This window comes from Streptomyces sp. CBMA29 (genome assembly GCF_014596445.1).
In the GTDB taxonomy this organism is placed as follows: domain Bacteria; phylum Actinomycetota; class Actinomycetes; order Streptomycetales; family Streptomycetaceae; genus Actinacidiphila.
Map to the genome: position 1 here is coordinate 62,805 of NZ_MECL01000063.1, position 24,956 is coordinate 87,760.

The 24,956-nt window shown below is 68.4% G+C and carries 26 protein-coding genes, 1 tRNA gene, 1 other RNA gene and 3 pseudogenes; 25 read left to right on the forward strand and 6 right to left on the reverse strand.

Annotation, left to right across the window (positions count from 1 at the left end; translation table 11 throughout):
- Window positions 1-193 precede the first annotated feature (193 nt).
- The 4 genes and pseudogenes from BGM09_RS09780 to BGM09_RS09795 all read left to right on the forward strand — a co-directional run.
- On the forward strand, window positions 194-1,036 hold the full coding sequence (locus tag BGM09_RS09780; RefSeq protein ID WP_188281087.1) for a CPBP family intramembrane glutamic endopeptidase: 843 nt from the start codon (window positions 194-196) through the stop codon (window positions 1,034-1,036).
- Window positions 1,033-2,400: a sensor histidine kinase gene (locus BGM09_RS09785; protein ID WP_223186579.1), complete on the forward strand. Its 1,368-nt coding sequence runs from the start codon at window positions 1,033-1,035 to the stop codon at window positions 2,398-2,400. Before BGM09_RS09780 ends, BGM09_RS09785 begins: the two co-directional genes overlap by 4 nt.
- Window positions 2,397-3,077, forward strand: coding sequence for a response regulator (locus BGM09_RS09790; RefSeq protein WP_188281088.1), 681 nt, complete (start codon window positions 2,397-2,399; stop codon window positions 3,075-3,077). Before BGM09_RS09785 ends, BGM09_RS09790 begins: the two co-directional genes overlap by 4 nt.
- A gap of 161 nt (window positions 3,078-3,238) precedes the next feature.
- Window positions 3,239-3,512: pseudogene (locus BGM09_RS09795) on the forward strand (transposase); the annotation flags it as partial.
- Window positions 3,513-3,658: 146 nt separating this feature from the next.
- On the opposite strand, the gene BGM09_RS09800 reads toward BGM09_RS09795, so the two are convergent.
- Window positions 3,659-4,645: an NADP-dependent oxidoreductase gene (locus tag BGM09_RS09800; RefSeq protein ID WP_317452617.1), complete on the reverse strand. Its 987-nt coding sequence runs from the start codon at window positions 4,643-4,645 to the stop codon at window positions 3,659-3,661.
- Window positions 4,646-4,814: 169 nt separating this feature from the next.
- Here BGM09_RS09800 and BGM09_RS09805 point away from each other — a divergent pair.
- The 3 genes and pseudogenes from BGM09_RS09805 to BGM09_RS09815 all read left to right on the forward strand — a co-directional run.
- Window positions 4,815-5,729 (forward strand): annotated as a pseudogene (locus tag BGM09_RS09805) (IS1380 family transposase); the annotation flags it as partial.
- A gap of 220 nt (window positions 5,730-5,949) precedes the next feature.
- Entirely contained in the window at window positions 5,950-6,204 is a 255-nt protein-coding gene (locus BGM09_RS09810) for a hypothetical protein (protein ID WP_188281090.1), read from the forward strand.
- Window positions 6,205-6,765: 561 nt separating this feature from the next.
- Entirely contained in the window at window positions 6,766-7,611 is an 846-nt protein-coding gene (locus BGM09_RS09815) for a hypothetical protein (protein WP_188281091.1), read from the forward strand.
- 94 nt (window positions 7,612-7,705) lie between these two features.
- Here the strand turns inward: BGM09_RS09815 and BGM09_RS37550 are convergent.
- The 4 genes and pseudogenes from BGM09_RS37550 to BGM09_RS09830 all read right to left on the reverse strand — a co-directional run.
- Window positions 7,706-7,997: pseudogene (locus BGM09_RS37550) on the reverse strand (transposase); the annotation flags it as partial.
- 131 nt (window positions 7,998-8,128) lie between these two features.
- Window positions 8,129-8,629 (reverse strand): hypothetical protein, encoded by a 501-nt coding sequence (locus tag BGM09_RS09820; protein WP_188281092.1) that lies wholly within the window; start codon window positions 8,627-8,629, stop codon window positions 8,129-8,131.
- A gap of 540 nt (window positions 8,630-9,169) precedes the next feature.
- Entirely contained in the window at window positions 9,170-10,417 is a 1,248-nt protein-coding gene (locus BGM09_RS09825; protein ID WP_188281093.1) for an XRE family transcriptional regulator, read from the reverse strand.
- Window positions 10,418-10,577: 160 nt separating this feature from the next.
- Complete coding sequence (locus BGM09_RS09830; RefSeq protein ID WP_223186580.1) at window positions 10,578-10,913, reverse strand: winged helix-turn-helix domain-containing protein; 336 nt, start codon at window positions 10,911-10,913, stop codon at window positions 10,578-10,580.
- Window positions 10,914-11,340: 427 nt separating this feature from the next.
- Between BGM09_RS09830 and BGM09_RS09835 the strand changes: the two genes are divergently transcribed.
- From BGM09_RS09835 to BGM09_RS09915, 16 genes are all read left to right on the forward strand, one after another.
- Entirely contained in the window at window positions 11,341-11,790 is a 450-nt protein-coding gene (locus tag BGM09_RS09835; RefSeq protein ID WP_188281094.1) for a DUF3307 domain-containing protein, read from the forward strand.
- 92 nt (window positions 11,791-11,882) lie between these two features.
- Window positions 11,883-12,176, forward strand: a complete 294-nt coding sequence (locus BGM09_RS09840) for a hypothetical protein (protein ID WP_188281121.1) — start codon at window positions 11,883-11,885, stop codon at window positions 12,174-12,176.
- Window positions 12,173-12,526 (forward strand): hypothetical protein, encoded by a 354-nt coding sequence (locus BGM09_RS09845; protein WP_188281095.1) that lies wholly within the window; start codon window positions 12,173-12,175, stop codon window positions 12,524-12,526. The genes BGM09_RS09840 and BGM09_RS09845 overlap by 4 nt, the downstream gene beginning before the upstream one ends.
- Window positions 12,523-13,299, forward strand: a complete 777-nt coding sequence (locus tag BGM09_RS09850; protein ID WP_188281096.1) for a DUF2637 domain-containing protein — start codon at window positions 12,523-12,525, stop codon at window positions 13,297-13,299. Before BGM09_RS09845 ends, BGM09_RS09850 begins: the two co-directional genes overlap by 4 nt.
- Window positions 13,296-13,943 (forward strand): GGDEF domain-containing protein, encoded by a 648-nt coding sequence (locus BGM09_RS09855; protein WP_188281097.1) that lies wholly within the window; start codon window positions 13,296-13,298, stop codon window positions 13,941-13,943. The genes BGM09_RS09850 and BGM09_RS09855 overlap by 4 nt, the downstream gene beginning before the upstream one ends.
- The gene (locus BGM09_RS09860) at window positions 13,943-14,329 is read left to right on the forward strand and encodes an RRQRL motif-containing zinc-binding protein (protein WP_188281098.1); all 387 of its coding nucleotides are present in this window, start codon (window positions 13,943-13,945) and stop codon (window positions 14,327-14,329) included. Before BGM09_RS09855 ends, BGM09_RS09860 begins: the two co-directional genes overlap by 1 nt.
- Before the next feature lie 31 nt (window positions 14,330-14,360).
- Window positions 14,361-14,795, forward strand: coding sequence for a hypothetical protein (locus tag BGM09_RS09865; RefSeq protein ID WP_188281099.1), 435 nt, complete (start codon window positions 14,361-14,363; stop codon window positions 14,793-14,795).
- Between the two features lie 83 nt (window positions 14,796-14,878).
- Window positions 14,879-17,146 carry a cell division protein FtsK gene (locus tag BGM09_RS09875; protein WP_317452618.1) on the forward strand — a complete coding sequence of 756 codons (2,268 nt, stop codon included), beginning with the start codon at window positions 14,879-14,881 and terminating at the stop codon, window positions 17,144-17,146.
- A 139-nt stretch (window positions 17,147-17,285) separates the two neighbouring features.
- Window positions 17,286-17,600, forward strand: a complete 315-nt coding sequence (locus BGM09_RS09880) for a hypothetical protein (RefSeq protein WP_188281102.1) — start codon at window positions 17,286-17,288, stop codon at window positions 17,598-17,600.
- Entirely contained in the window at window positions 17,597-17,791 is a 195-nt protein-coding gene (locus BGM09_RS09885) for a hypothetical protein (protein WP_188281103.1), read from the forward strand. Before BGM09_RS09880 ends, BGM09_RS09885 begins: the two co-directional genes overlap by 4 nt.
- Window positions 17,792-17,812: 21 nt before the next feature.
- Window positions 17,813-18,280 (forward strand): hypothetical protein, encoded by a 468-nt coding sequence (locus BGM09_RS09890; RefSeq protein WP_188281104.1) that lies wholly within the window; start codon window positions 17,813-17,815, stop codon window positions 18,278-18,280.
- A gap of 16 nt (window positions 18,281-18,296) precedes the next feature.
- Entirely contained in the window at window positions 18,297-18,584 is a 288-nt protein-coding gene (locus tag BGM09_RS09895; protein WP_188281105.1) for a hypothetical protein, read from the forward strand.
- A gap of 91 nt (window positions 18,585-18,675) precedes the next feature.
- A complete protein-coding gene (locus tag BGM09_RS09900) occupies window positions 18,676-19,551 on the forward strand; it encodes a bifunctional DNA primase/polymerase (RefSeq protein WP_188281106.1) in 876 nt (291 codons plus the stop codon).
- A 2-nt stretch (window positions 19,552-19,553) separates the two neighbouring features.
- Window positions 19,554-21,029 carry an ATP-binding protein gene (locus tag BGM09_RS09905; RefSeq protein WP_188281107.1) on the forward strand — a complete coding sequence of 492 codons (1,476 nt, stop codon included), beginning with the start codon at window positions 19,554-19,556 and terminating at the stop codon, window positions 21,027-21,029.
- Between the two features lie 417 nt (window positions 21,030-21,446).
- Complete coding sequence (locus tag BGM09_RS09910) at window positions 21,447-21,686, forward strand: helix-turn-helix domain-containing protein (RefSeq protein WP_188281108.1); 240 nt, start codon at window positions 21,447-21,449, stop codon at window positions 21,684-21,686.
- 83 nt (window positions 21,687-21,769) lie between these two features.
- Window positions 21,770-23,056 carry a tyrosine-type recombinase/integrase gene (locus BGM09_RS09915; RefSeq protein ID WP_188281109.1) on the forward strand — a complete coding sequence of 429 codons (1,287 nt, stop codon included), beginning with the start codon at window positions 21,770-21,772 and terminating at the stop codon, window positions 23,054-23,056.
- Between the two features lie 66 nt (window positions 23,057-23,122).
- Here BGM09_RS09915 and BGM09_RS09920 read toward each other — a convergent pair.
- Window positions 23,123-23,207, reverse strand: a tRNA-Ser gene (locus BGM09_RS09920).
- 75 nt (window positions 23,208-23,282) lie between these two features.
- Between BGM09_RS09920 and ffs the strand changes: the two genes are divergently transcribed.
- Together ffs and BGM09_RS09930 are read left to right on the forward strand one after the other, a co-directional pair.
- Window positions 23,283-23,373, forward strand: an RNA gene (gene ffs / locus BGM09_RS09925) — signal recognition particle sRNA small type.
- Window positions 23,374-23,432: 59 nt separating this feature from the next.
- A partial coding sequence (locus BGM09_RS09930; RefSeq protein WP_317452619.1) for a DNA polymerase III subunit gamma and tau occupies window positions 23,433-24,956 on the forward strand: 1,524 nt, incomplete at its 3' end.

A 24,956-nucleotide genomic window follows, 5' to 3' on the forward strand; every position in this document is an offset into this window, starting at 1 on the left:
CCCTCAGCGGCCGGTTGGGGTCTCTTACGGGTGACGTCCCGCCCCTCTGTCCCCCGTGCGAGCTACAAGCGAGTGTCCACCGCACGGTGACGATTCCCCACCATCGAATCCGTAGCGTTCGGATCACCGCGGAACGCCGGGCCGCGGACCGGAGAAGGAACCGGAGTCGGAACCGGCAAAGGGAGTCCACGCCATGAAAGCCTGGAAGATAGTCCTGCAGGTAGTCGTCGTCTTCGCGGTCTACGCGGTGTGCGGCGGTCTCACCAACGGGGTGAAGGACAACCCCTGGCTCTCGCTCGTGGTGGGCGCCCTCACCGTGGCCGTGATGACCTTCGTCTACCGGTGGGCCGTGCGGCGCACCGAGAACCGCGAGGTGACCGAACTGCGCCGGCAGGAAGCGACGAGCGCGACCTTCTGGGGCCTGGTCTTCGGCACGCTGATGTTCCTCTGCGTCATCGGCAACATCTACTTCCTCGGTGACTACAAGGTCCACGGCATCGACTCGGTGAGCGGGGCCATCGGGCTGATCGGCTTCATGGCGGGCGCCGCCTCGACGGAGGAGATCATCTTCCGCGGACTGCTGTTCCGGCTGCTGGAACGCGGCATGGGCACGTACATCGCCCTGGTACTGTCCGGCCTCGTGTTCGGCGTCATACACCTCCTCAACGACGACGCCACCGTCGCCGGCGCCCTGGCCATCGCCATCGAGGCCGGCGCCATGCTCGCCGCCGGTTACGCCGCCACCCGCAACCTGTGGCTGCCGATGGGCGTGCACTTCGCCTGGAACTTCATGGAGTCCGGCGTCTTCAGCACCCAGGTCTCGGGCAACGGCGACACCCACGGTCTGCTGGACGCCACCCTGTCGGGCAACCACCTGATCACGGGCGGCGAGTTCGGTCCCGAGGCGAGCATCTACTCGGTGGTCTTCGGCACCCTGCTGACGGTCTGCTTCCTGGTCGTGGCCCACCGCCGCGGCAACATCGTCCCCCGGCGCCGCGCCGAGCGCGTCGACACCCTCGCGGCGCTCGCCCGATGACGGAACAGCGATCCGCCGGTTCGCCGGAGCACTGGACGGACGGAGCCGGGCCGCGCGAGAGCGGTGCCGGGCACCGGCCGACCGGGCTCCGGCTCCGGCCGTTGGTGAACCGGGCCCGCCTCGACGGCATCCGACACCGCCTGGACGGCATCCGACACCGCCTCGACGGCACCCGACACCGTCTGGACAGCACCCGGAAGCGGCTCGGTGGAGTCTGGTACCGGCTGGACGTCGTCGTCCGGGACCTTCCCTTCGGGCTCCTCCTCCTGATCGGTTCCTTCCTCCCGGCGCTCCGCAGCAACGGAACGGTCATCGGGGGTGTCCCCGACCGCCCGCATGACGCGGTGGCCGTCGTGGTGATCCTCCTCGAGACCCTGCCCCTGGCGGTGCGCCGGCGGTGGCCGGCCCTCTCCCTGGCCCTGGTGTCCGGCGGGTTCGCCGTCGACCAGCTCCTCGGCTACCACACCTTCGCGGCCACCGCGATGGGCGTCGTGCTGGTGAGCACCGGCTCGCACCTGGAACGGCACCGCCGGAGCTTCGTGGCCGGCCTCACCGTGGCGTACGTGGCGCTGTCGGTGGGCCTCTCCCACCTCGGCACGGGCGAGACCGCCACGGGGTTCACGACCTTCTACATGGCGCTGGGCCTGGCCTGGGGCGCCGGAAGCTGGCTGCGCACCACCCGGCAGGCGGAGGCCGAACGTCGCAAGCGGGTCGCGGTGGAGACACGGAACGCCGAACGCGCCCGGATAGCGAGGGAGCTGCACGACGTCGTGACCCACCACGTGACGGCGATGGTGGTGCAGGCGGAGGCTGCCCGCTATCTGACCGCCGCGCCCGAGCGGCTGGAGCAGTCCCTGAGCGCCATCTCCGACACCGGGCGCCGGGCGATCACCGATCTGCGGCACCTGCTGGACCTGCTCAACCCCGATCACGCCACCGGGAACGGCGGCGATGCCGCGGCCGAGCCGAGGACACCGGCCGTCGGCCGCGTCCTGACCCTCGTGGAGCAGACCCGCCGGGCGGGCCAGCCGGTGGAGTTCACCGAGGAGGGCGCCCCGCCGGAGTCCACCGGCAGTTCCGACCTCGTGGCCTACCGGGTGGTGCAGGAAGCACTCACCAACGCCCTCAAGTACGCTCACGGCAGCCGCACTTCGGTCGCCGTGCGGCACGGCGAGAGGGATATCACCGTGGAGGTCAGCACGGACGGCACCGGCTCACGGGCCGCCGCCGTCGGTGGCAGCGGACGGGGGCTGGCCGGTCTGCGCGAGCGGGTCGACGTGCTCGGCGGGGACTTCAGCGCGGGCGCCGTCGCGGGCGGCGGCTTCGTCGTCCGGGCGCGGATACCGGCCGGGGGCTGCTCGTGAACACACCTCCGCCGTCCGGGTCCGCGCCGACCCGGGTGCTCGTCTGCGACGACCAGGCGCTGATCCGCATGGGCCTGGTCACCATCATCGACGCCCAGCCCGACATGGAGGTGGTGGGCGAGTGCGGTGACGGCCGGAAAGGAGTCGACCTGGCCCGCGAGCTCGACCCGGACGTCGTGGTCATGGACATCCGCATGCCGGTCCTCGACGGCCTCGAAGCCACCCGCCTGCTGGCGGGGGCCGGGGTCGCCCACCCCGTCAAGGTCCTCGTGATCACCACGTTCAACCTCGACGAGTACGTCTACGAGGCGCTGCGCGCCGGAGCGAGCGGCTTCCTCCTCAAGGACGCCCCGCCCGACCACCTGCTGCACGGCATCCGCACGGTCGCCATGGGCGCGGCGCTCCTCGCCCCCGAGGTCACCCGCCAGCTCGTCGGCCGGTACGCGACCCGCATCCGCCCCACCTACGGCGCACCCGAGGACATTCCGCTCACCCCCCGCGAGCTGGAGGTGCTGCGCCTGATCGCGGACGGCCTGTCCAACAGCGAGATCGCCGCCGCCCTCGTCATCAGCCAGGAGACGGTGAAGACGTTCGTCTCCCGCATACTCACCAAACTGAACCTGCGCGACCGCGTCCAGGCGGTCGTCTACGCGTTCCGTCACGGCCTGGCGAGCTGAGCCCCGCAAGCCCGGCATGATCCGAACGAGAGGCCCTAGCCTCGGGCTTTCATGGGGTGGTCTGTCCGAGGCTTGATCAGAAACGCGAGAAACGCTCCTGACCTGGAACGATAGGACTTGTCGAGGGTCCAGATCGTGCCGTGGAACGAAGCGCTTCTCAGGTGAAGAAGCGTATCGGGCCGTACCCGCGTGTCCGCGTTGAGGGCTGTGGTCGTGGAGTGGTCTCGCAGGCCGGTGCCGTGCTGCTGGTGGAAACGGTCCGCAAGACGGGCCTGGATACTGCGATATCGGCAGCTCTGACACCCGGGCGAAAGCCACGGGCGGTGCACGATCCCGGCAAGATCCTGCTGGATGTGGCGCTCGCGGTCGCCCTCAGCGGCGACTGCCTGGCCGACGTCGGCATCCTGCCGGGGTGAGTCGGCCGTGTTCGGGCCGTCGCCGCCCCTGCCTCGCAGCTACCGGGGCACCGTCCGGCACCGCGCAGCGGGGCGGAGTCCGAAACTTCTCCCGGCCCAACCCTCGCGCAAGCTCAACAGTCCCGGATGGCGCGGACGGCTTCCTGCGAGGATCAGGGGTGCGGCTCACATTTGGACGACGACTTTGCCTTTGGCGTGGCCCTGTTCAAGGTAGGCGAATGCCTCGGGGAGCTGCGCGAACGGGAAGGCCCGGTCGGTCACTGTTTTCAGCCTGCCTTTGTCGACGAGGTCGGCCAGCACGGCGAGGTCCGGTCCGCTGGGATGCATGAACATGAACCGGTAGTTGACCCCCTTCTTCCGGGCTCTGTGACGGATCTTGGCGCTGGCCGCCTTCAGCGCAGCATTCACGAGCGGGCCTGCGCCCACCTCGCGACCGGTCGCTGGATCGGGGATTCCCGCGATGGAGGCCGTTGTGGCTCCGCGCTTGAGGATGTCGAAGGTGTTCAGCAGGTCCTGTCCACCGGTCAGGTCGAAGGCGCCGTCGTAGTCGCTGAGGAGGTCCTTGAACTGCTGCTCGTGGTAGTTGATGACCGTCTCGGCTCCGAGGGACCGCACCAGTTCCTCGCCGCGGGGCGACGCGGTGGTGGCCACCTTCGCCCCCATCCAGACGCCGAGTTGGATGGCGAGGGTACCGACGCCTCCGGCTCCGCCGGAGATGAACACCCTGTCCCCCTCGCCGACGCCGACCACGTCACGGAGCGCCTGCAGGGCGGTCAGCCCGGCCAGAGGCAACCCGGCCGCGTCGGTGAAGTCCAGGGACTCGGGCATCTTCGCCACCAGCGCCTCGTCGACGACAGCGTAAGGGGCGTAAGCGCCGAGCTTCGTCTTGTCGACCCGGGCGAACACCCGGTCGCCGGCCGCGAAGCGGGTGACGCCCGCACCGATCGCCTCGACCACACCGGACAGCTCGCTGCCCGCCACCAGGGGAACGTCAAGGTGAGTCAGCATCTTCATCTTGCCTTCGCGGACCTTGAAGTCAATCGGGTTCAGCCCTGCGGCCCGCACCCGGATGAGCACTTCGCCGTCGTCTGCCGTCGGCTCGGGGACCTCCCGGAATTCCATCGCGCTCGCGTTCCCGTACCGGGTCAGCACGTACGCCTCCATGCCAAATCCCTGCCTTCGCTTTCGCCTAGCCTTAGCCTCGCGTTTTCATGAGCGGGCTCGTCCATGCCTTGATCAAATAAGCGGAGAGTGCTCCTGACCTGCAACGATGGGACTTGTCTAGGGTCCTGTCCGCTGCGCGGAAAGAAGCACTCTCCAGGTGAGTAAGCGTATCGGGCTGTACCCGCGTGTCCGCGTCGAGGGCGGTGGCAGCGGGGCGGTCTCGCAGGCCGGGGCGGTGCTGCTGGTCGAGACGGTCCGCAAGGTGGGGCTGGACACCGCGCTATCGGCGGCGCTGGCGCCGTGGCGCAAGCCGAGGACGGTGCACGATCCGGGCAAGGTCCTGCTGGATGTCGCGCTCGCGATGGCTCCGGGCGGGGACTGCCTGGCCGATGTCGCCATGCTGCGGGCCGAGCCCGACGTGTTCGGCCCGGCGGCGTCCGACCCGACGGTCTCCCGTCTCATCGGCACCCTCGCTTCAGCCGGGCCGAAGGCGCTCACCGCGATCCGCACGGCACGAGCCGAAGTACGCTCGCGGGTCTGGGAGCTGGCCGGTGAGAACAGTCCGGCCGCCGGTGGGAGTGTGATCGTGGACATCGACGGAGTGCTGGTCCTTGCGCACTCCGAGAAGCAGGACGCCACCGCGACTTGGAAGAAATCCTTCGGCCATCACCCGCTCGTCGCGTTCGTCGACCACGGCCCGGCCGGGTCCGGGGAGCCGGTGGCCACGCTGCTGCGGCCCGGCAACGCGGGCTCCAACACCGCCGCCGATCACATCACCACCGCCCAGCTCGCCCTGGCCCAACTGCCGAAACACCTGCGGCGGGGCCGGCAGACGCTGATCCGCACCGACTCCGCCGGCGGCACCCACGCCTTCCTGGACTGGCTCTTCAAACCGGGCCGGTGGCTGTCGTACTCCGTCGGGATGACTGTCACCGACGCCATCCACCAGGCCGTGCTGAAGATCCCGAAGAAGGCGTGGACGCCGGCCTACGACGCGGACGGCACCGAGCGGCCGGGCGCCTGGGTCACCGAGATCACCGACATGCCCGACCTGAGTACCTGGCCGAAAGGCACAGGCGAGAGACGACGTTCTCGATTATCTTGATGGCCTTGTTGCGGATGAGCAAATAACAAACAACCTATTCAGGAAGATCACAGTTATAACCGCAGCTTGGAATCCTGAAGATGGTCGAATATGCGTTGGGGTAAATTATGATTGGCAAAAGGCGGCCGCAGGAGAGGGGAAGTGGTGCGCAGAGGATGATTGTGCCGCTCAGGCGCATGCAGACGGCGTGAATCCGAAGAAACTCCAGTTCGTGGCGGCGATCCGTCCGCGAAACAGGACCGCCAAGAACATCTGCTTCAGCTGCCAGGAAGATTTCACGAAAAATCAGACTTCAGTTTCAAAAGCCCCGTATGATGAGGGCGGTCCATGGGACCTGGCTGAAGCCGAACAGCGTGCACAGGCGGCAGCGGAAGAGGCAAGTATTCTTGAAGGTGAAGCTGCGGGTCTCGCATCAGAATTCGGAGAAGAGGACGACGAATGAGTCGTCAAACGGGACACCGCGAACTCGAAGGAAGGGAATCATGAATTACTTGCCTGGAATCCGGTGTGCATTGTGAAGCTTATTTACTGTGCGCAAGATACGATTGAAGAGAGTGTCCTCTACGGGAAGAGTCGATGGGGGATTCGCGCCCTGACGGACACCCCTAAGATGTTCCGAATGTCAGGATATGCAGAAGAAATCCGGGCGGGGATTCGTGAAATCGAAATTTTCGAAGGGGTTGTATTCGAAATTGACGCCTCATCCGATGAGGTCTTCTTCCTGGTTCAAAATAGCGAGGGTGAACAGCGAGAATATTTTGCCGAAGGTGCCCCGGGCGCGTACAGGGTCGGATCTCGATGCGTCGTTCGGTTCATCGACGTTTCGAGGACCGGAGCGCGAAGGCCAGTTTATTGTATTGTCGAAATCTGGCTTGAGTGACCGCGCTAGTTTGTGAAAAGCGATCGTACCGTGGGGAAGCGGATAAATTCGTTCCACAATTATTTCCGCAATGAAGTGATTTGATCACGAACCTTCGGGTGATCCGAGAAGCTGTTCGAGCGCGTGCTTACCCTCCCTGGTCTGTGGCGCCTCATCAGACACGTCGTCCGCGGGTACGTCACCGATGCAGAGAAGGTCGCGCCCGACCCCTGGGACTACCGCGGCGCCCTGCCCGGCATCGTTGAAGTGCAGCTTGCGCCCCAATACTGGATCTGGCAGACCGGCGGACTCACGGCGGAGACGGCGTCCCGCCGGCTCGATGGTTTCGCCGAGGCACTCATCGGACGGATCGCCGGACACCACACCGACGGATTTCTCCTCGACGCAGTCTGTCAGGAGATCGAAGGTCTGGTCCCCAAGCTGCCCGACGGCGAGGCCAAGACGGCCCTGATCGCCATACACGTCCTGTGGCATGCGTTGGTTGATCCGGCGGAGCACTGCCCCGAGGCAGCGGCCTTCATCGACCAGTACAAGGCCGTGCTGGACACACCGTCACCCAGCGCGTTCACAGTTTCGCTGCTGTCCGACCATCCGATGCCTGCCTGGAGCGCGGACGACTGGGTCGCTATGGCTCAGGCACGAAACGACGCCCGGTACATCAAGAACCACGCACCGTTTCCCGCCGCCATCGACGCGCTGATCCAACTTCGGGCCGACGAGCTCGAGGCCGCCGGCAGACACGATGAGGCTGTCACGTTCGCCGCGAACGCCATCGCAGAACTGCCCGGTAACGAGGCTCTTCTCACGTGGGAAGCGCGCCTCGTCGCACATAACCACGATCCCAATTTTGATGTTCACGCGTTCCTCTTCGGCGAGCGCAAGGTCGACGCCGATAAAGAGCCCTCTGGGCGTGAGCAGCCAGACGAGTCTGCAACCGAACAAGATGGTGGGGCTTCGGATAATGGTTAGGCGACGTGCTCGGACATGACCTCACCTCGTATGGCAACCACGAGCGGGTGACACTACAGCCATGCTGGCGTCCGGGCGGCCGTCCGGTCTGCGGGCGCCCGCCGTCGAAACGCGGCAGCGGCAGCCCGGCCAGCACCGTCCGCAGTCGACCGACGTCGATCCGGCCGTGGTTCAGGCCCGCCGTACATCGCTCCGTGCCCACGCCGGTGCTCGGGCAGCAACGTCAGGTCCACCGGCGTTTTCACCGCACGGTCCGCACACAGAATCGCGTCCACCAGCTCGAGCAACTCATCGCTTCGCGCGGTCAGACACTCGTAGAATTCGCGTCGGAAGCGTGACGCTTCCGCGAACACTTCTCTCCGGACAGCGTCAGGCAGCAGACTCATTCTCACGGCCTTCGTCTTGGTCACGTGCACCTTGGTCGGAGCACATGATCAGACGAAGGCCGCCCGCGCGTCAGCTGAACAGCACAACCAGAGATCAAGTTCGAGCGGCGTTCGGACGCCTTTTGAGCAGCTCAGGCGGCAGCCAGTGAGGCGTGGATCCGACTGACGGCACGCAGCACCTCGTCTCGGTTCTTCGCTCGCTTGATCCATGCCGGAAGGCGGGCCACCAAAGTCATCTTCTGTCCGGTGTCATACCAGGGCGCTCGCTCTCGCAGCGACGCTCGGACGAAACGGCGGATCAGATCGAGATGTTCGAGGTTATAGGCCCACAACCACCCATGCCGGGTTTCAACCTGGAGCCACAGCGGGACACCGAAGTACGGATCCGTCGCGGGTTGAGCTGTTCCACGGGAGAGTGTGACGAGACGGCCGCTCCACACCCGTGACAGCCCGCAGCCATGGCAGACCAGACGTCGCGGCCTGAACAACATCCGACCGCCGAGATCGGAATCTTCGGGCGCCAGAACGACCCGAGCGGCCTTCGCACAACTGGGGCATCGCACCATGATCGAGCTGATGAAGTCGTACTCGCTGCTGCGCGGATCCCGGAACCGACCAGTGAACAAGGCCATCTGGTGAGTATGCAACTGTCCCACAGACCAGCGCATCCCGATTCGGCTGACCACCCCCACGCCCGCCAGCTGCCTTGCCAGAAGCCAGACGCAGGTTAAAGAACAAGCTTAGGGGAAGAGTGGAGATCGCCCACTGCCCCCATGTTCGGTGGGGCTGGTGTCCGAGGTGCCATGGGTAGCTTGATCACTGGGTCTGGAGCAGCCAACTGCAACTGAAACTGCAACTACGCACGTCGAAGGGCCCCGCTGCGGACAGTGGGGCCCTTCGACATCGTGCCCGGTGAGAGCAATGGCGGAGGATACGAGATTCGAACTCGTGAGGGGTTGCCCCCAACACGCTTTCCAACTGTCCGCAGGGCTGTACGGGGACGTCCGTAGGCGTTCGCCGCGCAGGCCAGAGGGGATGCGCGTACGTCGGCGAACGGTGGCGGCCGTGGGTGCACTGGACAAAAACCAGGACAACGAACGGCGCGGGGGAGCGCCACAACGGAGACGGGTGCGGCCTCCAACTGAGGCCGCACCCGTCGCTGTTCGTGTCGCTCAGGTGGGGAGGAATCCCGGCTTCTCCCTGCCCAGGTCTTGCAGGTGGTTCAAGTAGTCCTGTGCCGTCGGTTCGGTGCTGTAGCGCTGCCTCATGACGGCCGCCAGTTCTCGACTGGTCATGATCAGGGACGGGACAGATTGACGCTCGCCCTGTAGGGCCCGCTCGCCGTGGATGAGGGCTTGTTCGAGGTCGCCCTCACGCGCTGCGGTGACCCCCAAGGTCACCCGCGCTTCGGCGTTCCGCATGGGGGACCGCTCCGTACCGTCAAAGTCCGTTCCCGCACGCAGAACCTCTTCGGCGAGTGTCCGCGCGAGTCGGTCCTCACCAACCAGCCGGTAGCAGTCCATCGCGTAGAAGTCGAACTTGGCGGGGTCTACGACGAAGTGGTTGTCAAGGTTCTCGGGGTAGGGCATCCCTTCCAATAGGCGGCGGCCCTTGTCGAGTGCCACCTCAACCTGTCGACGGTCCCCGAGTCGCGCCCATGCTTTGGCCTCCTGACCAGCGAGTTGCACCGCGACACCATGGTGTGCTGCGGTCTCCGCACCGGCTTGCGCCGCCGCGATGACCCCGCGATAGTCGCCGGTCGTGAGGGCGAACCATGCCCGCATCTCGTGCGCCCACCCCGCCACCTCGGCATGGTCGGCTTCAGTCGCCAGCGAGAGAGCGGCACGCCGCGTCGACTCGGCCGCGTGACGGTCCCCTGAGTCGTACTCGACACAGCCAACCAACAAGGCAAGCCAACCCGACAACGCGATCACCTCGCGGTGCTGGGCAAGGGTGAGGCTCTTGCTGTGCAGGTCAACGACGCGGCGAAGCCACTGTCGGCCCTCGATGAGGAGTTGACCACTCGGCATGAACGGGTACTCAGAGCAAAGTCGGTCCGTGGTGATCCGGAGCGCATCGAGCGTCGCACTGTTGACGTCGGATCGGTTCAGGCGACTCACGATTTCCAGAGTCTCCATGCCGCTCGCTGCCAAGATCTCCTTGTCTCCGTCCCGGCGGGACGGCAGAGGGAAAAGGGCGTGCGTCACTGTGCCAAAGACAGCCGCGATGATCGGTTGATAGAAGTCGTTCGGGGCCTGCCCGGACTCCCAGCGCTTCCACTGGCGAATCATGCTGTCCTCTGCGGGCAACTCCGTGGGTGCGTGCGCACGCAGGGCCCTGACCGCGTCACGCTGTGACCAGTCGCGCGCCTGTCGTTCGGCAGCGATACGCCGCGCCCATGCGGGCCTGTCGTCAGTCATGCGCCCTCCTCTGAGTGCCTCTACTCCGAGTCTCGCGCGCGGGCCGGGGGGACAGGGAAGGGGACAGCGGGGTGTCACCGGACATGTCCCCACCTCCCTTTCGTCGTCCCCCGGCTGTCACTTACCTCACACGCTCCGTTACTCCCATGCTGGTTACAGATCAAGCGCCACCCGGTACGGAGCGGCTTTCCAGCGCTTCAAGCCGTTCGGTCAACGTCTTGAGTTGGGAGCGGATTTCCTTGATGTCATCACGTACGTCGCTGCTTGGGGCAGACCCGTCACTGACGAAGTTGCCCAGGTTCCCCGCTGACACGATCAGCCCATCGACCCGGAGCGCGGCTAGCCCGTTCTGGATGGTTTGGCTTGCGTACCCGAAGCGGTCCATCAGCTCTCGCTGAGAGGGGAGTTTTTCCCCCGGCTTCATCTTCTTGATGTCGTCGCGCAGCGCGTCTGCGACCTGCACCGCCTTCGGCTTCGGCCCTCCTGTGACAGTCATTCCTTGAGGGTACCCACCACAGCGAACTAGTGCGCATCACCCCCTAGGGGTTGTGCACCACAGCAGACTAGTGCAAGCTAGTTCGTGAAAGGTCGCCCCGACTTAAAGGGGAGCTGCTTGACCTGCACAGACAGCGCCGGAGGAAAGCCCGAGGGGGTGAGTACGAAGGAAGCGTCGGTTCCTTGAAAACTCAACAGAGAGCTTTGAGATCGACGGGGGTTGACCTCGTCCCCGTGACGGCCGGGTGATGTCCGTCAGCCCCGGTGACCAGCCGTGAAGGGCGCGGAATCGACTTCCGTCCGGGGCTACTTGGTCCGCCGCTACGTGCGGCGTTGGCCTCTGATCTCCGGTCGCGGCGGCACTCCCGGACAGGACAGCCCGCCGCGTCGGAGATCCCGTTCCCGACTCGATCAGGAGATCTCACCCGATGCACGCTGCCACGTTCGCCGCCGTGTTCATCGCCCTGTACGTCGCCCACAGTGTGGGTGACCACTGGGTTCAGACCTCGCATCAGTCCGCGCAGAAGGGGCGTCCCGGTTGGGTCGGCCGTCTTGCGGACGCCCGGCACGTCGCCACCTTGACGCTCACCAAGCTTGCCGTGCTCATCCCGGCCGCCGCGTTGCTGGGGCTGCACCTGTCGGTGCCCGCCGTCGTCGCCGGTCTCGGCGTCGACGCGGTCACCCACTGGTGGGCTGACCGGCGCAGCACGCTCGCGTGGCTGGCTCGGGTAACCGGCAAGGGGCAGTTCTACCGGCTCGGTGCCCCGCGCGCCGACCACGACGACAACCCGCACATCGGTACCGGCGCGTACGCGCTTGACCAGTCCTTCCACCACCTGTGGTTGCTGGTTGCCGCGCTGATCATCGCCACCGTCTGACCCCCATTCTTCGCGGGGCGGTCGCACTCCCGGACAGGACAGCCGACCGCCCCGCGCTCATCCCGACCTTCAAGGAGAGATCCATCATGCGAATGCGTACGTTCGTCGCCGGTCAGGAAGCGCACGGCGACTTTGAGTTCGTGGAACTGGCGCTCGGTATCGACATCGACCTGTTCCGGGGCCCGCTGGAGTTCGAGGCGGACGACGACCGCGCCGCGCGTGAGGCGGCGGCCCGTGACGTCCTGGCCGACATGCGGGCGGACGCGGAGGCCGGTGACGAGGTTGCCGGTTGGGACGCGCTGTACGCCGACGCGCTGACCCGTACCGTGCCGTTCTTGCGGCGCGCGGTTCGCGGCTACCGGCCGGGGACGGGGGAAGCGGCATGAGTGAGGCGCTGACCCTGGAAGAGATGGCGCCCGCGCTGCGGGCTTTGCGGCTCATCGTTGTTGAGTGCGCGCATCTGCCCGCGCCGTTCGTGCACCTGTCGCCCGTTGACGGGGCGCGCGTGGAGCTCTCGCTCCACTACGTCGACCTGAGCGGCGACACCTTCAACGTGTTCGAGATGTGGCGGGAAGCGCTCGGCATGGAGTCCGGCGCGGTGACCTTCCGCGTCCAGTCCAACGGCCGTACCCGCGTCCTGCGGGTAACGGGTCCGTACGGCGGTGCCGAGGTCATGCTGACCGCCTACGCGACCGCCCCGGCCGCCGCCGTGACCACGGCGGGGGGTGCGGCATGAACCGGCCTGCGAAGACGCTGTTGGTGGGCGCGTTAGTGGTGGTGGTCGGGCTGGCGTTCCGGGTGTCGTGGAACGCGCAGCGCGACATCGCCCGGACCGTGGGCGCGGACGCGACCGCGGCGCTGCTGTACCCGTTCGTTGTCGACGGTCTGATGGCGCTCGCGTTGGTGGCCACCCTCGTACTGACCGGCACGGACCGGAAGTTCGCGCTGCGGGTGCTGGCCGGGTACACGGCCGCGTCGCTGGTCCTGAACTACGTCCACGGCCTGGTGCCCGCCCTGCACAACGGCACGGCCGGTCGGTTGCAGCTCGCCGATTGGGCACCGGCCAATTGGTCGCTGGTGTTGCTGGCGACCTCGCTGCCGGTCGGGTCGATCTTCTTCGGCTCCGATCTGGTCGCGAAGATCCTGCACCACCGGCCCGCCGACGTTGCGCCTGTTGCCGAGGCGCCCGCACCGGCAGCGCAGTCGGTAGTCCCGGCCGTGCCGTCGGAAGCGGAGCCGAAGCCCGTGCCGCGTAAGCGTCCGGCCAAGCCCGCGCCCAAGGCGCCGCCTTCCGGGCGACGCAGCGTTGACGATGTGCTCGCCGACGCCCGGACCGCCACCGCCGACTGGCCGGTGACCGATCTGACCGCAGACCGTATCCGGACCGCGGTCAAGTGCGGCGCCGGGCACGCCCGGACCGTCCGCGACGTGCTGCGCGCCGAACGCACCACCCCGGAATTGCCCGCGGCCCCCGCGGTTCCTGCGGAGTCCGAGGCGGTGGCGGCATGAGCACCCTGCTCACGGCCCTGGCCGCCGCTGCCCCGCTGGCGGCCGGGTGGGCGGGTCATCTGGTTTGGCTGCGGGGCCGGTTGGCCACCGCCCGCCGTGACCCGCTGACCGGCTTGTGGACCCGTGACGGGTTCACCCGCCGCGCCACCGCCCTGTTGAAGGACTCGCGGGCGGTGGTGGTGCTCGCCGACGTCGACCACTTCAAGCACATCAACGACACGCACGGGCACGCCGCGGGCGACGCGCTGCTGAAGGCGACCGCCGACCGGCTCGCCCACTACACCGGCCCGTCCGGTGTCGCCGGACGGCTCGGGGGCGATGAGTTCGCCGCGGTGCTCATCGACCGGCACGGCACCGTCGGCGACCTGCTGACCGTGCTCGGCAGTGTGCTGGCCCGGCCCGCGCCCGGCACTGACGATGCGGTGCAGACCACCGTGTCGCTCGGGTGGGCACGGGTCGCGGACTTCCCCGGCGACGACCTGTCGGGCTTGTTGCGGCGGGCGGATGAGGCGATGTACGCCGCGAAACAGGCCCGCGCTGGGGTGCGGCGAGCCGGTCTCGGCTCGCTGTTCGCCACCATGACCGGGCGCCGTTCCGGCCGCCGCGGCGCCCGCCCGGGCAACAGCCCTTCGGCGGTGGCGTGATGTCGCCGACGTTCGGCAAGTGCTACGACCCAACCGGCGTGACCTGGGGCGTCCCCACCTTTCCGTGGCGGCTCGCCCCGGACGGCATGGCCACCCGCCGCCAGTTGCGGGCAAAGGGCTTGCGGCCGGGCGGACAGCCGATAGCAGCGCAGATCATGCGCACCACCCGCCGCCGCAAGACCGGTTACGCGGTCGCCTACCTCTACCGGCTCGACCTCGCCAAGCCGGTCCGGCCGATGACCCCCGCCAAGTGGTCCGCGCACGCCGCCGCCATGCTCGCCCGCCGCACCTGCCCGGCCTGCCGCACCGACGCCGGATACGTCATCCCCGGCTCGCTCGGCATGTGCGTGCCCTGCGCCTACCCCAACGAACAGCGCGCCGCCTGAACCACCGTTCTTTATCGAAGGGAGCTGTCCCGTGGACAGCCGACACCAGTCCGTCCGTGACTACATCACCGCGAAGCAGGCGGGCGACACCGCCGCGACCGACCGCATCGTGTGGGAGGTCAGCGAGCGCTTCGCGACCCGCACGACCGACGGCAGCGAGGCTGCCGACCTGCTCCTGGCGACCATGACCACCCGACCCGGCACGCCGGAACTGGCGCCGGTCGGGCCGGACTTCGAGGACGTGTCCTTGGGCGACACCGTCACCGCCGACCGGCCGCCCCGCTGCCACGGCGAAGTCATGCGGGACCTGTCCAAGGACGCCGACCAGGGCACGCGCGCTGACATGGACGCCGGGCAGATCGGCCGGTGGCAGTGCTGGGTCTGCGACTGCGAGCTGTACACCGACGCCAACGGCGTCGTCTGCGACTTCCCGGACCCGGCCTGCGGTGACCACTGCACCTGCTGACCCACCCCGCGGGGCCCGGCCGCTCACTTTCCACGGCCAGCGGCCGGACCCGCTTCCCCTGCCATTTCTGGAAGGAACCTTCAGTGAAGCACGAGGACGAGAACGAGTTCTTCAACCGATTGGAAGCCGACATGTCGGCCGACTTCGGCGGTGACGTGGTCGACTTGGACAAGGCCCGGTCCGCCCGCGACGCGTCGGCCGACACCGACCCGACCGCACCCGACTCCAAGTCGGCGGAGTTGTCCGACCCGACACCCGACTCCAGCGCCGACCGGTCGGCCCACTCCCGGCCCGACTCGGTTCCCGACGCGTCGGGCGACCCGTCGGCCAAGGTGATGGTGGACGGTCCGGCGGTTGCCGGTCCGGGATACCTGGGCCGGTTGATGGGGGCAAAGCGGCGGGACACCCTGCCGGTGTGGCTGCGCTCGGCTGCCGAGTTCCGTACCGCGGTCCGCTGGGCCGCGGGCCACTACGCACACCTGGCCGCGTTCCACGGGATTCGCTGCCCGTACTACGCCGCGCGGCTCACTGTGCAGGCGCCGTACGGCGCCGCGAAGTTCACCGGCGCCACCCTGCGGTGGGTCGCCGACCGTGAGGGCGAGCCGGTGAGGCTCGCCGCGGTCCGGCGCGAGGACGCGGGCGAGTACCTGAAGCTGTCCCGGCAGCGTGACGGCCGGGTGCGGCTGCGGACTCTGGTGGCCGCGCTGGGCACCTTCATCGGTCTCGGGTCGGCCCTGGCGATGTACGTGCTGGCCCCGGACTGGCTTCTTGCCGTCTCCACCGGCGCGGTCGTCCTCGCGCTGGGGGCGCTGGGCACACCGGCCGACGCGCCGGTCGTCAGCCGCGCCGTGGACCTGCCCAAGACGACCAAGCTCACGTCCGACATCGTGCTGCGCGCGCTCGGGGCTCTCGGCATTCCCTCGATCAACCAGGCGCAGGGCAAGGGCCGTGACGGGTTCACCTTCACCGCCCCGATCACCCGCGACGGTCCCGGCTGGCGCGCGGAAGGCGACCTGCCGTTCGGCGTGACCGTCACCGACGTGATCGAGCGCCGCGACCGCCTCGCCTCCGGGCTCCGACGCCCGCTGGGGTGCGTGTGGCCCGAGGCCGTGCCGGACGAACACACCGGCCGCCTGGTGATGTGGGTCGGTGACCAGGACATGTCCACCGCCCGCAAGCCGGTGTGGCCCCTGCTCAAGGGCGGATCGGTCGACTTGTTCAAGCCCGTCGCGTTCGGCACCGACCAGCGCGGGCGCTGGGTGGAGATCACCCTCATGTACATCGCGGCCGTCATCGGCGCCATCCCCCGCATGGGCAAAACCTTCCTTCTCCGGCTGCTGCTGCTCATCGCCGCGCTGGACGTGCGGGCTGAGCTGCACACTTACGACCTCAAGGGCACCGGCGACCTCGATCCGGTCGGCGAGCGCGTCAGCCACCGGCACCGTGCTGGGGACGATGACGAGGACATCGAATACGCCCTGGCCGACCTGCGGGAGGTGCGGGCGGAGCTGCGGCGCCGGGCGAAGATGATCCGGTCGCTGCCGCGGGACATCTGCCCCGAATCCAAGGTCACCAGCGAACTCGCGAACAAGCCGAAGCTGGGTCTGCACCCGATCGTGATCGGCGTGGACGAATGCCAGGTGTGGTTCGAACACCCCAAGCACGGCGCGGAGTTCGAGGAAATCTGCACCGACCTGGTCAAGCGCGGCCCCGCGACAGGGATCGTGCTGCTTCTGGCCACGCAGCGCCCGGACGCCAAGGCCCTGCCCACCGGCATCAGCGCGAACGCGTCGGCCCGGTTCTGCCTGAAGGTCATGGGCCAGTTGGAGAACGACATGGTCCTCGGCACGTCCAGCTACAAGCGGGGCATCCGGGCCACGATGTTCTCCTGGAAGGACAAGGGCATCCACTACTTCGTGGGTGAAGGCGCCGACGCCCGGATCGTGTCCTCCGTCTACGTGGACGCGCCGACCGCCGACGCGATCGGCCTGCGCGCCCGCAAGCTCCGCGAGGTCGCGAAGACGCTGTCCGGGCACGCGCTCGGGGAAGCCTTCGAGCCCGACGACCGTGCCGGGTACGACCTGCTGCGAGACATCCTCGCCGTGGTCCCGGCCGAAGAGCCCAAGGTGTGGTCCGAGACCGTCACCGCCCGCCTCGCCGACCTGCGCCCGGACGTCTACGGCGGATGGGACGCGGAGCAACTGGCGTCCGCACTCAAGCCGTTCGGCATCGCCACAGTGCAGGTGTGGGGCAAGACCGAGGCCGGGAAGGGCGCCAACCGCAAGGGCGTCGAGCGCTCCCGCATCCTCACAGCGATTGCGGAGCGTGACGGAAACCGGGACGCGGGCTAGAGCTGCCCGCCGCTAGACCTAGCGGCACACCCCGCTAGGTCTAGCGGCACCTCTAGACCCCCATCCGGCCGCTGATCAGCACCCTAGATTCTAGCGGCCCACCTGCGAAAACTCCCCGACAGCCCGGAAAGGGCCCCCGATGCCCCTCATCCTCGCCGCTAGCCTCCTCACCCCGCTCATCACGCTCTGTTACGCCGTGCTGTGTGCGGTCTCGCCGTTCGGGAACTGCCGCAAGTGCTCCGGCTGGGGCTTCGCCATGACCACCGACCGCAAGGGCCGCGCCAAGCGCGGCAAGGACTGCCGCCGCTGCAAGACCACCGGCAAGCGCATACGCACCGGCCGCCACCTCTACAACCTCTGGCGCCGCACCTACGACCGCGGTACCGCCCACGACCAACCGGCCGCCACCGGCAGTCCGTTCACCCCGAACCAGAACCAGGGGGACCGCTCGTGATCCTGTCCATTTCCGCCGTGCTGCTCTTCGGCGTCGCCTCGCTCTTCGCGGTCCGCTCGCGCGCGACCAACGTGCTTGCCGCGGTGGTGGTGTTCCTGTTCGGCTTCTACGCCGCCGCCTCCGGACTGGCCGGACCCATCACGGACTTCATGACCAGCGCCGCCCACACCCTCGCGCACCTGCGCGCCTGACACCGATCGGAGAAAGCCGTCATGAACGAACCCATCACGTACCGGCGTCCGGTCGCCTACGACACGGCGGCCGTGAACATCCACGCCCCCGCCCCGCTCACCCCCGCGCCCACCGTCCCGCTCATGCCCGTGCAGCCCGGCACCGTCCCGGCCGTGACGACCATCGTCCTGCCCGACGGCCGCGTCATCACCGGCTACGCCATCGAGCCCGCCAAGCCCGAACCGACCGCCGACAAGCCGCCCATCTCGCGTGCGGCGGTCAACGTCGCACTCGGGGGCGTCGGGTTCCTCGCCGTGTGCGGCGGACTGCTCATGCTGACCACCTTCATCGCGGCCCTGACCGCCCTGGTCACCCAGCTCATCATCCTGGCCGCCGTCCTCATCGGCGGATTCGTCGCCGTGCAGCTCTTCACCGGCCGCGACACCGGCCGGGGCACGACGGTCAACATCCGCAAGGCCGTCATCAAGCGCAACAAGTTCTACGGCTGACAGGGAGACACGCCTTATGCGACTGCGCCTCGAACGGACCAACTTCCCGCGACCGGGCCTGTACCTGACCGATACCCCACGGCCGCGCTGCGGTGACTGCGCCGGTCAGGGAATCCACGAGTGGGATTACGGCGACGACACGGGCGAGTACGCCGGTACCGACTGGGCCTACTGCCCGTGCTGGAACCCCGACGGCCGGTGGCTGTTGCTGCCCCTGCCGCGCCGTCCCCGGTGGCTCCCGCGACGCGGCACCGGCCGCGACCCGTGGGGGCCCGGCGGCTACAGCGACGAACCGCCCTTCTAGCTACGCCCGTGGGCGACGGCACTCCCGGACAAGGACAGCCCGCCGCCCACGGTCTCCGTATCCCGACATTGCAGAACAGGAGACGTCCAGCATGACACCTGACTGCCAACCCCGACATCTCACCGACGCGAATCACCCGGACGGGAACCACCTGCGGACCGCGCTCGCCCTGGCGGCGGCCGGTGTCCCGGTCCTGCCGCTGCGAGCGGGCAAGGTGCCGTTCGGCAACTGCCCCGTGTGCAAGGGCAACGCGTGCGGCGGGCGGCCGAACATGAAGACCCCCGGCCCGTGCGCCTGCCCGCGCCCGTGCCACGCATGGGCCGCCGCGACCACTGCCCCGAACGTTCTCACCTCGCCCGTGTGGGCGGCGGTATGGCGAGAGGCGGCGGCTGTCGCTTACCACCCCGGCGGCGGGGGGCTGACCGTGGTCGACCTCGACAACGCCGACGCCATCATGTGGGCCCGCGAGACGCTGCCCGGCACCCGGACCGTGCCGACGACACGGGGCGAGCACTGGCTGTACCGGGGCGCCATGCCATCCGCGAACGCGGTCCGGCCCGGCGTCGACATCAAGTCGACGATGGCCTACGCCCGTTGGCTCGGCCCCGGCACCGGCATGATCGCGGTCCTGCCGGACGCCGTGCGGGTACTGGCCGTGAAGAACCCCGTCGCCGTGCGGCCGGTCACCGTTACGGCGCCGGTTGGGGGTGGGGTGTGCCGTCACCGCACCCCGACGTACCTGGAACGCGGGATCGTCATGGCTGAGGAGACCATCACCGCCGCGACCAGTGGGGTGCACGCCACCGTCTACCGCACGTTCCTGGCCGTGCTCTCCGCCCACGGGCGGTGCGGGTGCCTCACCGACACCCACATCGGGCGGCTGTTCACCGCCGCTCAGGCCAAGGGCGAGACCGTGCGGCACTGCACCGACGCGTGGACCAACGCCCTTGCCCGGCTGGGGGTGTAGCCGTGTCCGAGGACGAAAAGACGCCCGGCCGCGAGATCATCACCGACTACGCGCAAGCGAACTTCCGGTACTTCCGCACCGCCGACGGCACCGTCTACGCACAGCGCAACGGCCACCCCGTGGCCCGGCCGATCCGCTCCCAGGGCACCACCGGAAGCCACCGCCAGGAACTCATGGTCGGCCTGTTCCGCGACGGACGCGGCGTCTTCAACGGCACCGCCCTCAAAGAGGCATTGGACCTGATCGAGGCGCTTGCGCTCATCGAGGACGTGCAGCCGGTGAACATCCGCGTTGCCCCCGGATTCGACGGGGCCACGTGGCTGGACCTCGGCCGCGACGACGGCCGGTCGGTCCGTATCCACCCCACCGGGTGGGACATCCTCACCCCCGATCCCCGTGAGGTGTGCTGGCGCCGCACCCAGCTCACCGGGGAACTCCCCCTGCCGGTCAAGGACACCGACGGCAAAGGCATCGACCTGCTGCTGAGGTTGTGCAACTTCGCCACCGCCGAGACCGAATGCCTGGCCATCGCGTGGCTGATCGGGTGCCTCGGGCCGTCGGTGCCCGTGCCCGCGCCGTTCCTCACCGGGCCCCAAGGGGCGGGGAAATCCACCGGCGGGCGGATGCTCATCCGGATCGTTGAGGGCATGAGCGGGGACCTGCGCCGGGCGCCGAAGGATGAGGAGAACCTGATCGCGGCCGTCGCGGCCGGATGGGTCACGGCACTGGACAACCTGTCCCACATGACGCCGGACCTGTCCGACGCGATGTGCTGCATCGTCACCGGTGCCGAGTCCGTCAAGCGGGCCCTGTTCACCGACGGGGACGTCCACCGTTCCCGCTACCGCCGCCCCTTGCTCCTCACCGGCATTGACGTGGGCGTCATCCGCCCCGACCTTGCCGAACGCCTCCTCCCGCTGCGCCTGGAACGCCCCACGGTCCGGCGGACCGAGGCGGAACTGTGGGCGGAGTACGCCGACGTGCTGCCGGTCGTGCTCGGGTCGCTGCTGGATCTCACGGTCAAGGTCCGTGCCGCTGAAGCGGAGACGCCGACGGATCTGCGGATGGCGGACTTCGCCCACCTGTGCGCGCAGCTCGACGCCGCCACCGGATTGGGTGCGTTGGGCGCGTACCGGGCGAGTCTGGACGACCTCAACGACGACGTCATCGAGGGCGACTTGCTCGCGCAGACCGTCTTGCAGCACGCCGACACGATCACGCCGGGCACGCAGGAACGGATGACGTCCACGGAGTGGCTTGCGCGCCTGAGCCGCCTCTACGCGGGCGAGGAACTGCGCTCCCTGCCTAAAGGATGGCCGACGACGGGGAAGGTCCTCTCCGACCGTCTCAAGCGCCTACAGCCCACCCTTGCCGCCCGTGGCGTCCTCATCGACTCCGGCCGCACCTACGAGGGCCGCTACCTCGAAATCACCCGCCCCGCACCACCGCCACCGCCCGAGCAACAGCACGCGTTCTGACCAGCGTTCACCCGGACAAGCAAGAAGAGCACCCCCGCGCGAGGCGTGCTCCTCTTGCTGTTCGGCGCACCGCGCCGCCCAAGGGTCGTGCCGCGAAGCGGCTCCTTCTTCATGCCTGAAGGCGCACCCAACAGCAACAGACACCCCCTCTTTGTCCTAAGAGGGAAACCGCTGCGTCATGTGCGTCATGCGAGCGGAAAACACGGGCCTGAGCTGCGGCGAAGACCATGACGCAGACGGAAAATCCTGCGTCATCCTGCGTCATGTGCGTCATGGCTGCGTCACCCCATGACGCACGCATGACGCACCCCCGAACCCCCGCGTCATGCAAACCCCCAGGTCACAAGCCCGCATGACGCACATGACGCAATGACGCAGAAATCCGAACCTAGGACAGGCAGATCCCCCTGAGAAGCCATGAGACGAAAGGTGCTGCGCGTGGACATCACTCCGCTCAGCGAGGCAATCGACACCACTCTCGTTCTCCTCACGGTTGAGGAAGCCGCCCGCCGACTGCGGATCGGCCGGACCACCTGCTACGGACTCATCCGCACCGGAGAACTCGAATCCGTACCCGTCGGCCGTCTCCGCCGCGTCCCCGTCGACGCACCGGCCGCCTACGTCACCCGACTCCGCACCACCGACCAAGCAGCTTGACCACACCGGGGCGGCGGCACTCCCGGACAGGACAGCCCGCCGCCCCGGCTCCATCCCGACACGCAAGAAACAGGAGCCTGCCCATGGCAGAGGACAAGAAGAAGGGCACTCGCCGCGCCAACGGCGAATCCGCGATCTACCTCGGAGCGGACGGCCGTTGGCACGCCCGCGTGCCGATGGGCTACAGGGACAACGGGGAGCCGTACCGCCGCCACATCACCCGCAAGACGCGCCCCGTCCTGCTGGACGCCGTCAAGAAATTGGAGAGGCAGCGCGACGCCGGTTCGGCGCAACAGCCGGGCAAACCGTGGACGGTTGGGAAGTGGCTCCAGCATTGGGTGGAGAACATCGCCAAACCCACGGTCAGTGAGAACACGTATGACGGGTACGAAGTTGCCGTTCGCGTCCACCTCGTTCCCGGCATCGGTAAGCACCGCCTCGACCGCTTGCAGCCCGAGCACCTTGAGAGCCTGTACCGCCGAATGCAGGCGAACGGGGAGCGCAAGGCCGGTACGGCTCACCAAGCTCACCGGACCGCCCGTACGGCGCTGGGAGAGGCGGCACGGCGCGGTTACACGGCGAAGAACGCGGCCAGTCTGGCGAAACCGCCACGGATCGAAGAGGACGAATCCGAGGTAGAGCCGTACTCCGTGGAAGAGGTCCAGTGCCTGCTGCTGGAAGCCAACAAGCGCCGGAATAGCGCCCGTTGGATGCTGGCATTGGCGCTCGGGCTCCGCCAGGGCGAAACGCTCGGACTGCGCTGGTCTGACGTCGACCTGGAGAACGAGTATCTGAAGCTGCGACGGAACCGACTCCGCCCCCGGTACAAGCACGGATGCTCGGAAGCCTCGCCGTGCGGCCGGAAAGCGGGCTACTGCCCGGACCGGGTGCAGACCCGTCGGGAGACGAAGAACACCAAGTCCCGTGCGGGCCGCCGTGCCGTGCCCCTGCCGGGCCCGCTGGTCTCGATGCTCCGTGCTCATGCTGAGACGCAAGCGCGCGAGCGGAAGGCGGCCGGCGACCTGTGGACCGAGTCGGAGTACGTGTTCACCAAGCCGCTTGGTGGCCCGCTGAGCCCGAACACGGACTACCACGACTGGAAACGCCTCTTGGCAGACGCGGGAGTCCGGGACGGGCGACTGCACGACGCACGACACACCGCCGCGACGGTCCTCATGCTGCTCGGTGTCCCCACCCGCGTCATTGATCAGATCATGGGGTGGGAGCCGGGCACGTCGGCAAGCATGCGTGCGCGGTACCTGCACGTGCCGGACGCCATGCTCAAGGACGTCGCGCAGAAGATCGCCGAAGCCATCTGGGGTCGCCCCGCCGCACCCCCTGTGGACAAAAACCAGGACAACGGCGGCTGAGCGGACAACGAAGCGGCCCCGCTGTCATCAGCGGGACCGCTTTGTTTTGCCTGTTCAGGCAAGGTGCGGAGGATACGAGATTCGAACTCGTGAGGGGTTGCCCCCAACACGCTTTCCAAGCGTGCGCCCTAGGCCACTAGGCGAATCCTCCGGGGGGAACAGTACAGGGCTTGGGGGGGTGGTTGCGAACTCGATGGGGGGGGGGGGATCGGGTAGGGTGGGCGGCAGCCCCTCACGTGGCGCTATCTCGCTGAACTCCCCCAGGGCCGGAAGGCAGCAAGGGTAGGTGGGCTCTGGCGGGTGCGTGGGGGGTCTTTGCGTGGGGCGGCGGGGATGACGGGGCCGGATGTCGGTGGGCCCGGATAACCTCGTAGGCGTGTCCCTTGCTCTGTACCGCCGCTACCGTCCCGAGTCCTTCGCCGAGGTCATCGGACAGGAGCACGTCACTGACCCGTTGCAGCAGGCGCTGCGGAACAACCGGGTCAATCACGCGTATCTGTTCAGTGGGCCGCGAGGCTGTGGGAAGACGACGAGCGCGCGGATCCTGGCGCGGTGTCTGAACTGCGAGCAGGGGCCGACGCCGACGCCGTGCGGGGTGTGCCAGTCGTGCGTGGACCTGGCGCGGGGCGGCGCGGGGTCGATCGACGTGATCGAGATCGACGCGGCGTCGCACGGCGGTGTGGACGACGCCCGTGATCTGCGGGAGAAGGCGTTCTTCAGCCCGGCCAGCAGTCGGTACAAGATCTACATCATCGACGAGGCCCACATGGTCAGCCCGCAGGGTTTCAACGCGCTGCTGAAGGTGGTCGAGGAGCCCCCGGAGCACCTGAAGTTCATCTTCGCGACCACCGAGCCGGAGAAGGTCATCGGCACGATCCGGTCGCGTACGCACCACTATCCGTTCCGGCTGGTGCCGCCCGGCACGCTGCGCGACTACCTGGCGCAGGTGTGCGAGCGCGAGGCCATCGCGGTGGAGGACGGGGTGTATCCGCTGGTCGTACGGGCCGGGGCCGGGTCGGTACGTGACTCGATGTCGGTCATGGACCAGTTGCTGGCGGGCGCGGCGGCGGACGGCGTGACGTACGCCATGGCGACCGCGCTGCTCGGCTACACGGACGCCGCGCTGCTCGACGAGGTGGTGGACGGGATCGCCGCGGGGGACGGGGCGGCGGTCTTCGAGATCGTCGACCGGGTGATCGAGGGCGGGCACGACCCGCGCCGTTTCGTCGCCGACCTGCTGGAACGGCTACGGGACCTGGTGATCATCGCGGCCGTCCCGGACGCCGTGGACAAGGGCCTCATTGACGCGCCGCGCGACGTGGTGGAGCGGATGCAGGCGCAAGCCTCGGTGCTGGGCGCCGCCGAGCTGAGCCGCGCCGCCGACCTGGTCAATACGGGGTTGACGGAGATGCGCGGCGCCACCTCGCCACGCCTCCAACTGGAGCTGATCTGCGCCCGCGTGCTGCTGCCCGCCGCCTACGAGGACGAGCGCTCGTTGCAGGCCCGCCTGGAACGGCTGGAGCGCGGTGTCGCCGCCGGGGTCTCCGCCGGATTCGCCCAGGGCGGCGCGGTCGGCGGCCCGGTCGGAGGTACGAATACGAATACGGGCGCGCCGCAGGCCGTCGGACCCGCCGCCGCCAGGGCCGCACTCGGCGGCGGCCGTACCTCGGGCGAGAACGGTACGGCGTACGCCCCCGTCCAGGCGCCGCCCCCGCCCCAGGTCCAGGTCCAACCGCAGGTCCAACCGCAGGCCCAGCCCCCGGCCCCCGCCGTACCCGCGTACGTACCCTCCGAGGCACCCGCCGCCGAGGCCGCCACGCCCGCCTCACCCGCCTCACCCGCCGCACCGCCCGTGCCGCCGCCCCCCGCTCAGGCGCCCCCCGCCCAGCGCCCCGGTGCC

Excerpts from the sequence above, each read along its gene's own strand:
- BGM09_RS09840 (WP_188281121.1), top strand. The coding sequence starts at position 11,883 with ATGCGTACGTTCGTCGCCGGTCAGGAAGCGCACGGCGACTTTGAGTTC.
- BGM09_RS09915 (WP_188281109.1), top strand. The coding sequence starts at position 21,770 with ATGGCAGAGGACAAGAAGAAGGGCACTCGCCGCGCCAACGGCGAATCC.
- BGM09_RS09845 (WP_188281095.1), top strand. The coding sequence starts at position 12,173 with ATGAGTGAGGCGCTGACCCTGGAAGAGATGGCGCCCGCGCTGCGGGCT.
- BGM09_RS09880 (WP_188281102.1), top strand. The coding sequence starts at position 17,286 with ATGCCCCTCATCCTCGCCGCTAGCCTCCTCACCCCGCTCATCACGCTC.
- BGM09_RS09860 (WP_188281098.1), top strand. The coding sequence starts at position 13,943 with ATGTCGCCGACGTTCGGCAAGTGCTACGACCCAACCGGCGTGACCTGG.
- BGM09_RS09900 (WP_188281106.1), top strand. The coding sequence starts at position 18,676 with ATGACACCTGACTGCCAACCCCGACATCTCACCGACGCGAATCACCCG.
- BGM09_RS09855 (WP_188281097.1), top strand. The coding sequence starts at position 13,296 with ATGAGCACCCTGCTCACGGCCCTGGCCGCCGCTGCCCCGCTGGCGGCC.
- BGM09_RS09910 (WP_188281108.1), top strand. The coding sequence starts at position 21,447 with ATGAGACGAAAGGTGCTGCGCGTGGACATCACTCCGCTCAGCGAGGCA.
- BGM09_RS09890 (WP_188281104.1), top strand. The coding sequence starts at position 17,813 with ATGAACGAACCCATCACGTACCGGCGTCCGGTCGCCTACGACACGGCG.
- BGM09_RS09835 (WP_188281094.1), top strand. The coding sequence starts at position 11,341 with ATGCACGCTGCCACGTTCGCCGCCGTGTTCATCGCCCTGTACGTCGCC.
- BGM09_RS09895 (WP_188281105.1), top strand. The coding sequence starts at position 18,297 with ATGCGACTGCGCCTCGAACGGACCAACTTCCCGCGACCGGGCCTGTAC.
- BGM09_RS09780 (WP_188281087.1), top strand. The coding sequence starts at position 194 with ATGAAAGCCTGGAAGATAGTCCTGCAGGTAGTCGTCGTCTTCGCGGTC.
- BGM09_RS09820 (WP_188281092.1), bottom strand. The coding sequence starts at position 8,629 with ATGGCCTTGTTCACTGGTCGGTTCCGGGATCCGCGCAGCAGCGAGTAC.
- BGM09_RS09850 (WP_188281096.1), top strand. The coding sequence starts at position 12,523 with ATGAACCGGCCTGCGAAGACGCTGTTGGTGGGCGCGTTAGTGGTGGTG.
- BGM09_RS09830 (WP_223186580.1), bottom strand. The coding sequence starts at position 10,913 with ATGACTGTCACAGGAGGGCCGAAGCCGAAGGCGGTGCAGGTCGCAGAC.
- BGM09_RS09825 (WP_188281093.1), bottom strand. The coding sequence starts at position 10,417 with ATGACTGACGACAGGCCCGCATGGGCGCGGCGTATCGCTGCCGAACGA.
- BGM09_RS09785 (WP_223186579.1), top strand. The coding sequence starts at position 1,033 with ATGACGGAACAGCGATCCGCCGGTTCGCCGGAGCACTGGACGGACGGA.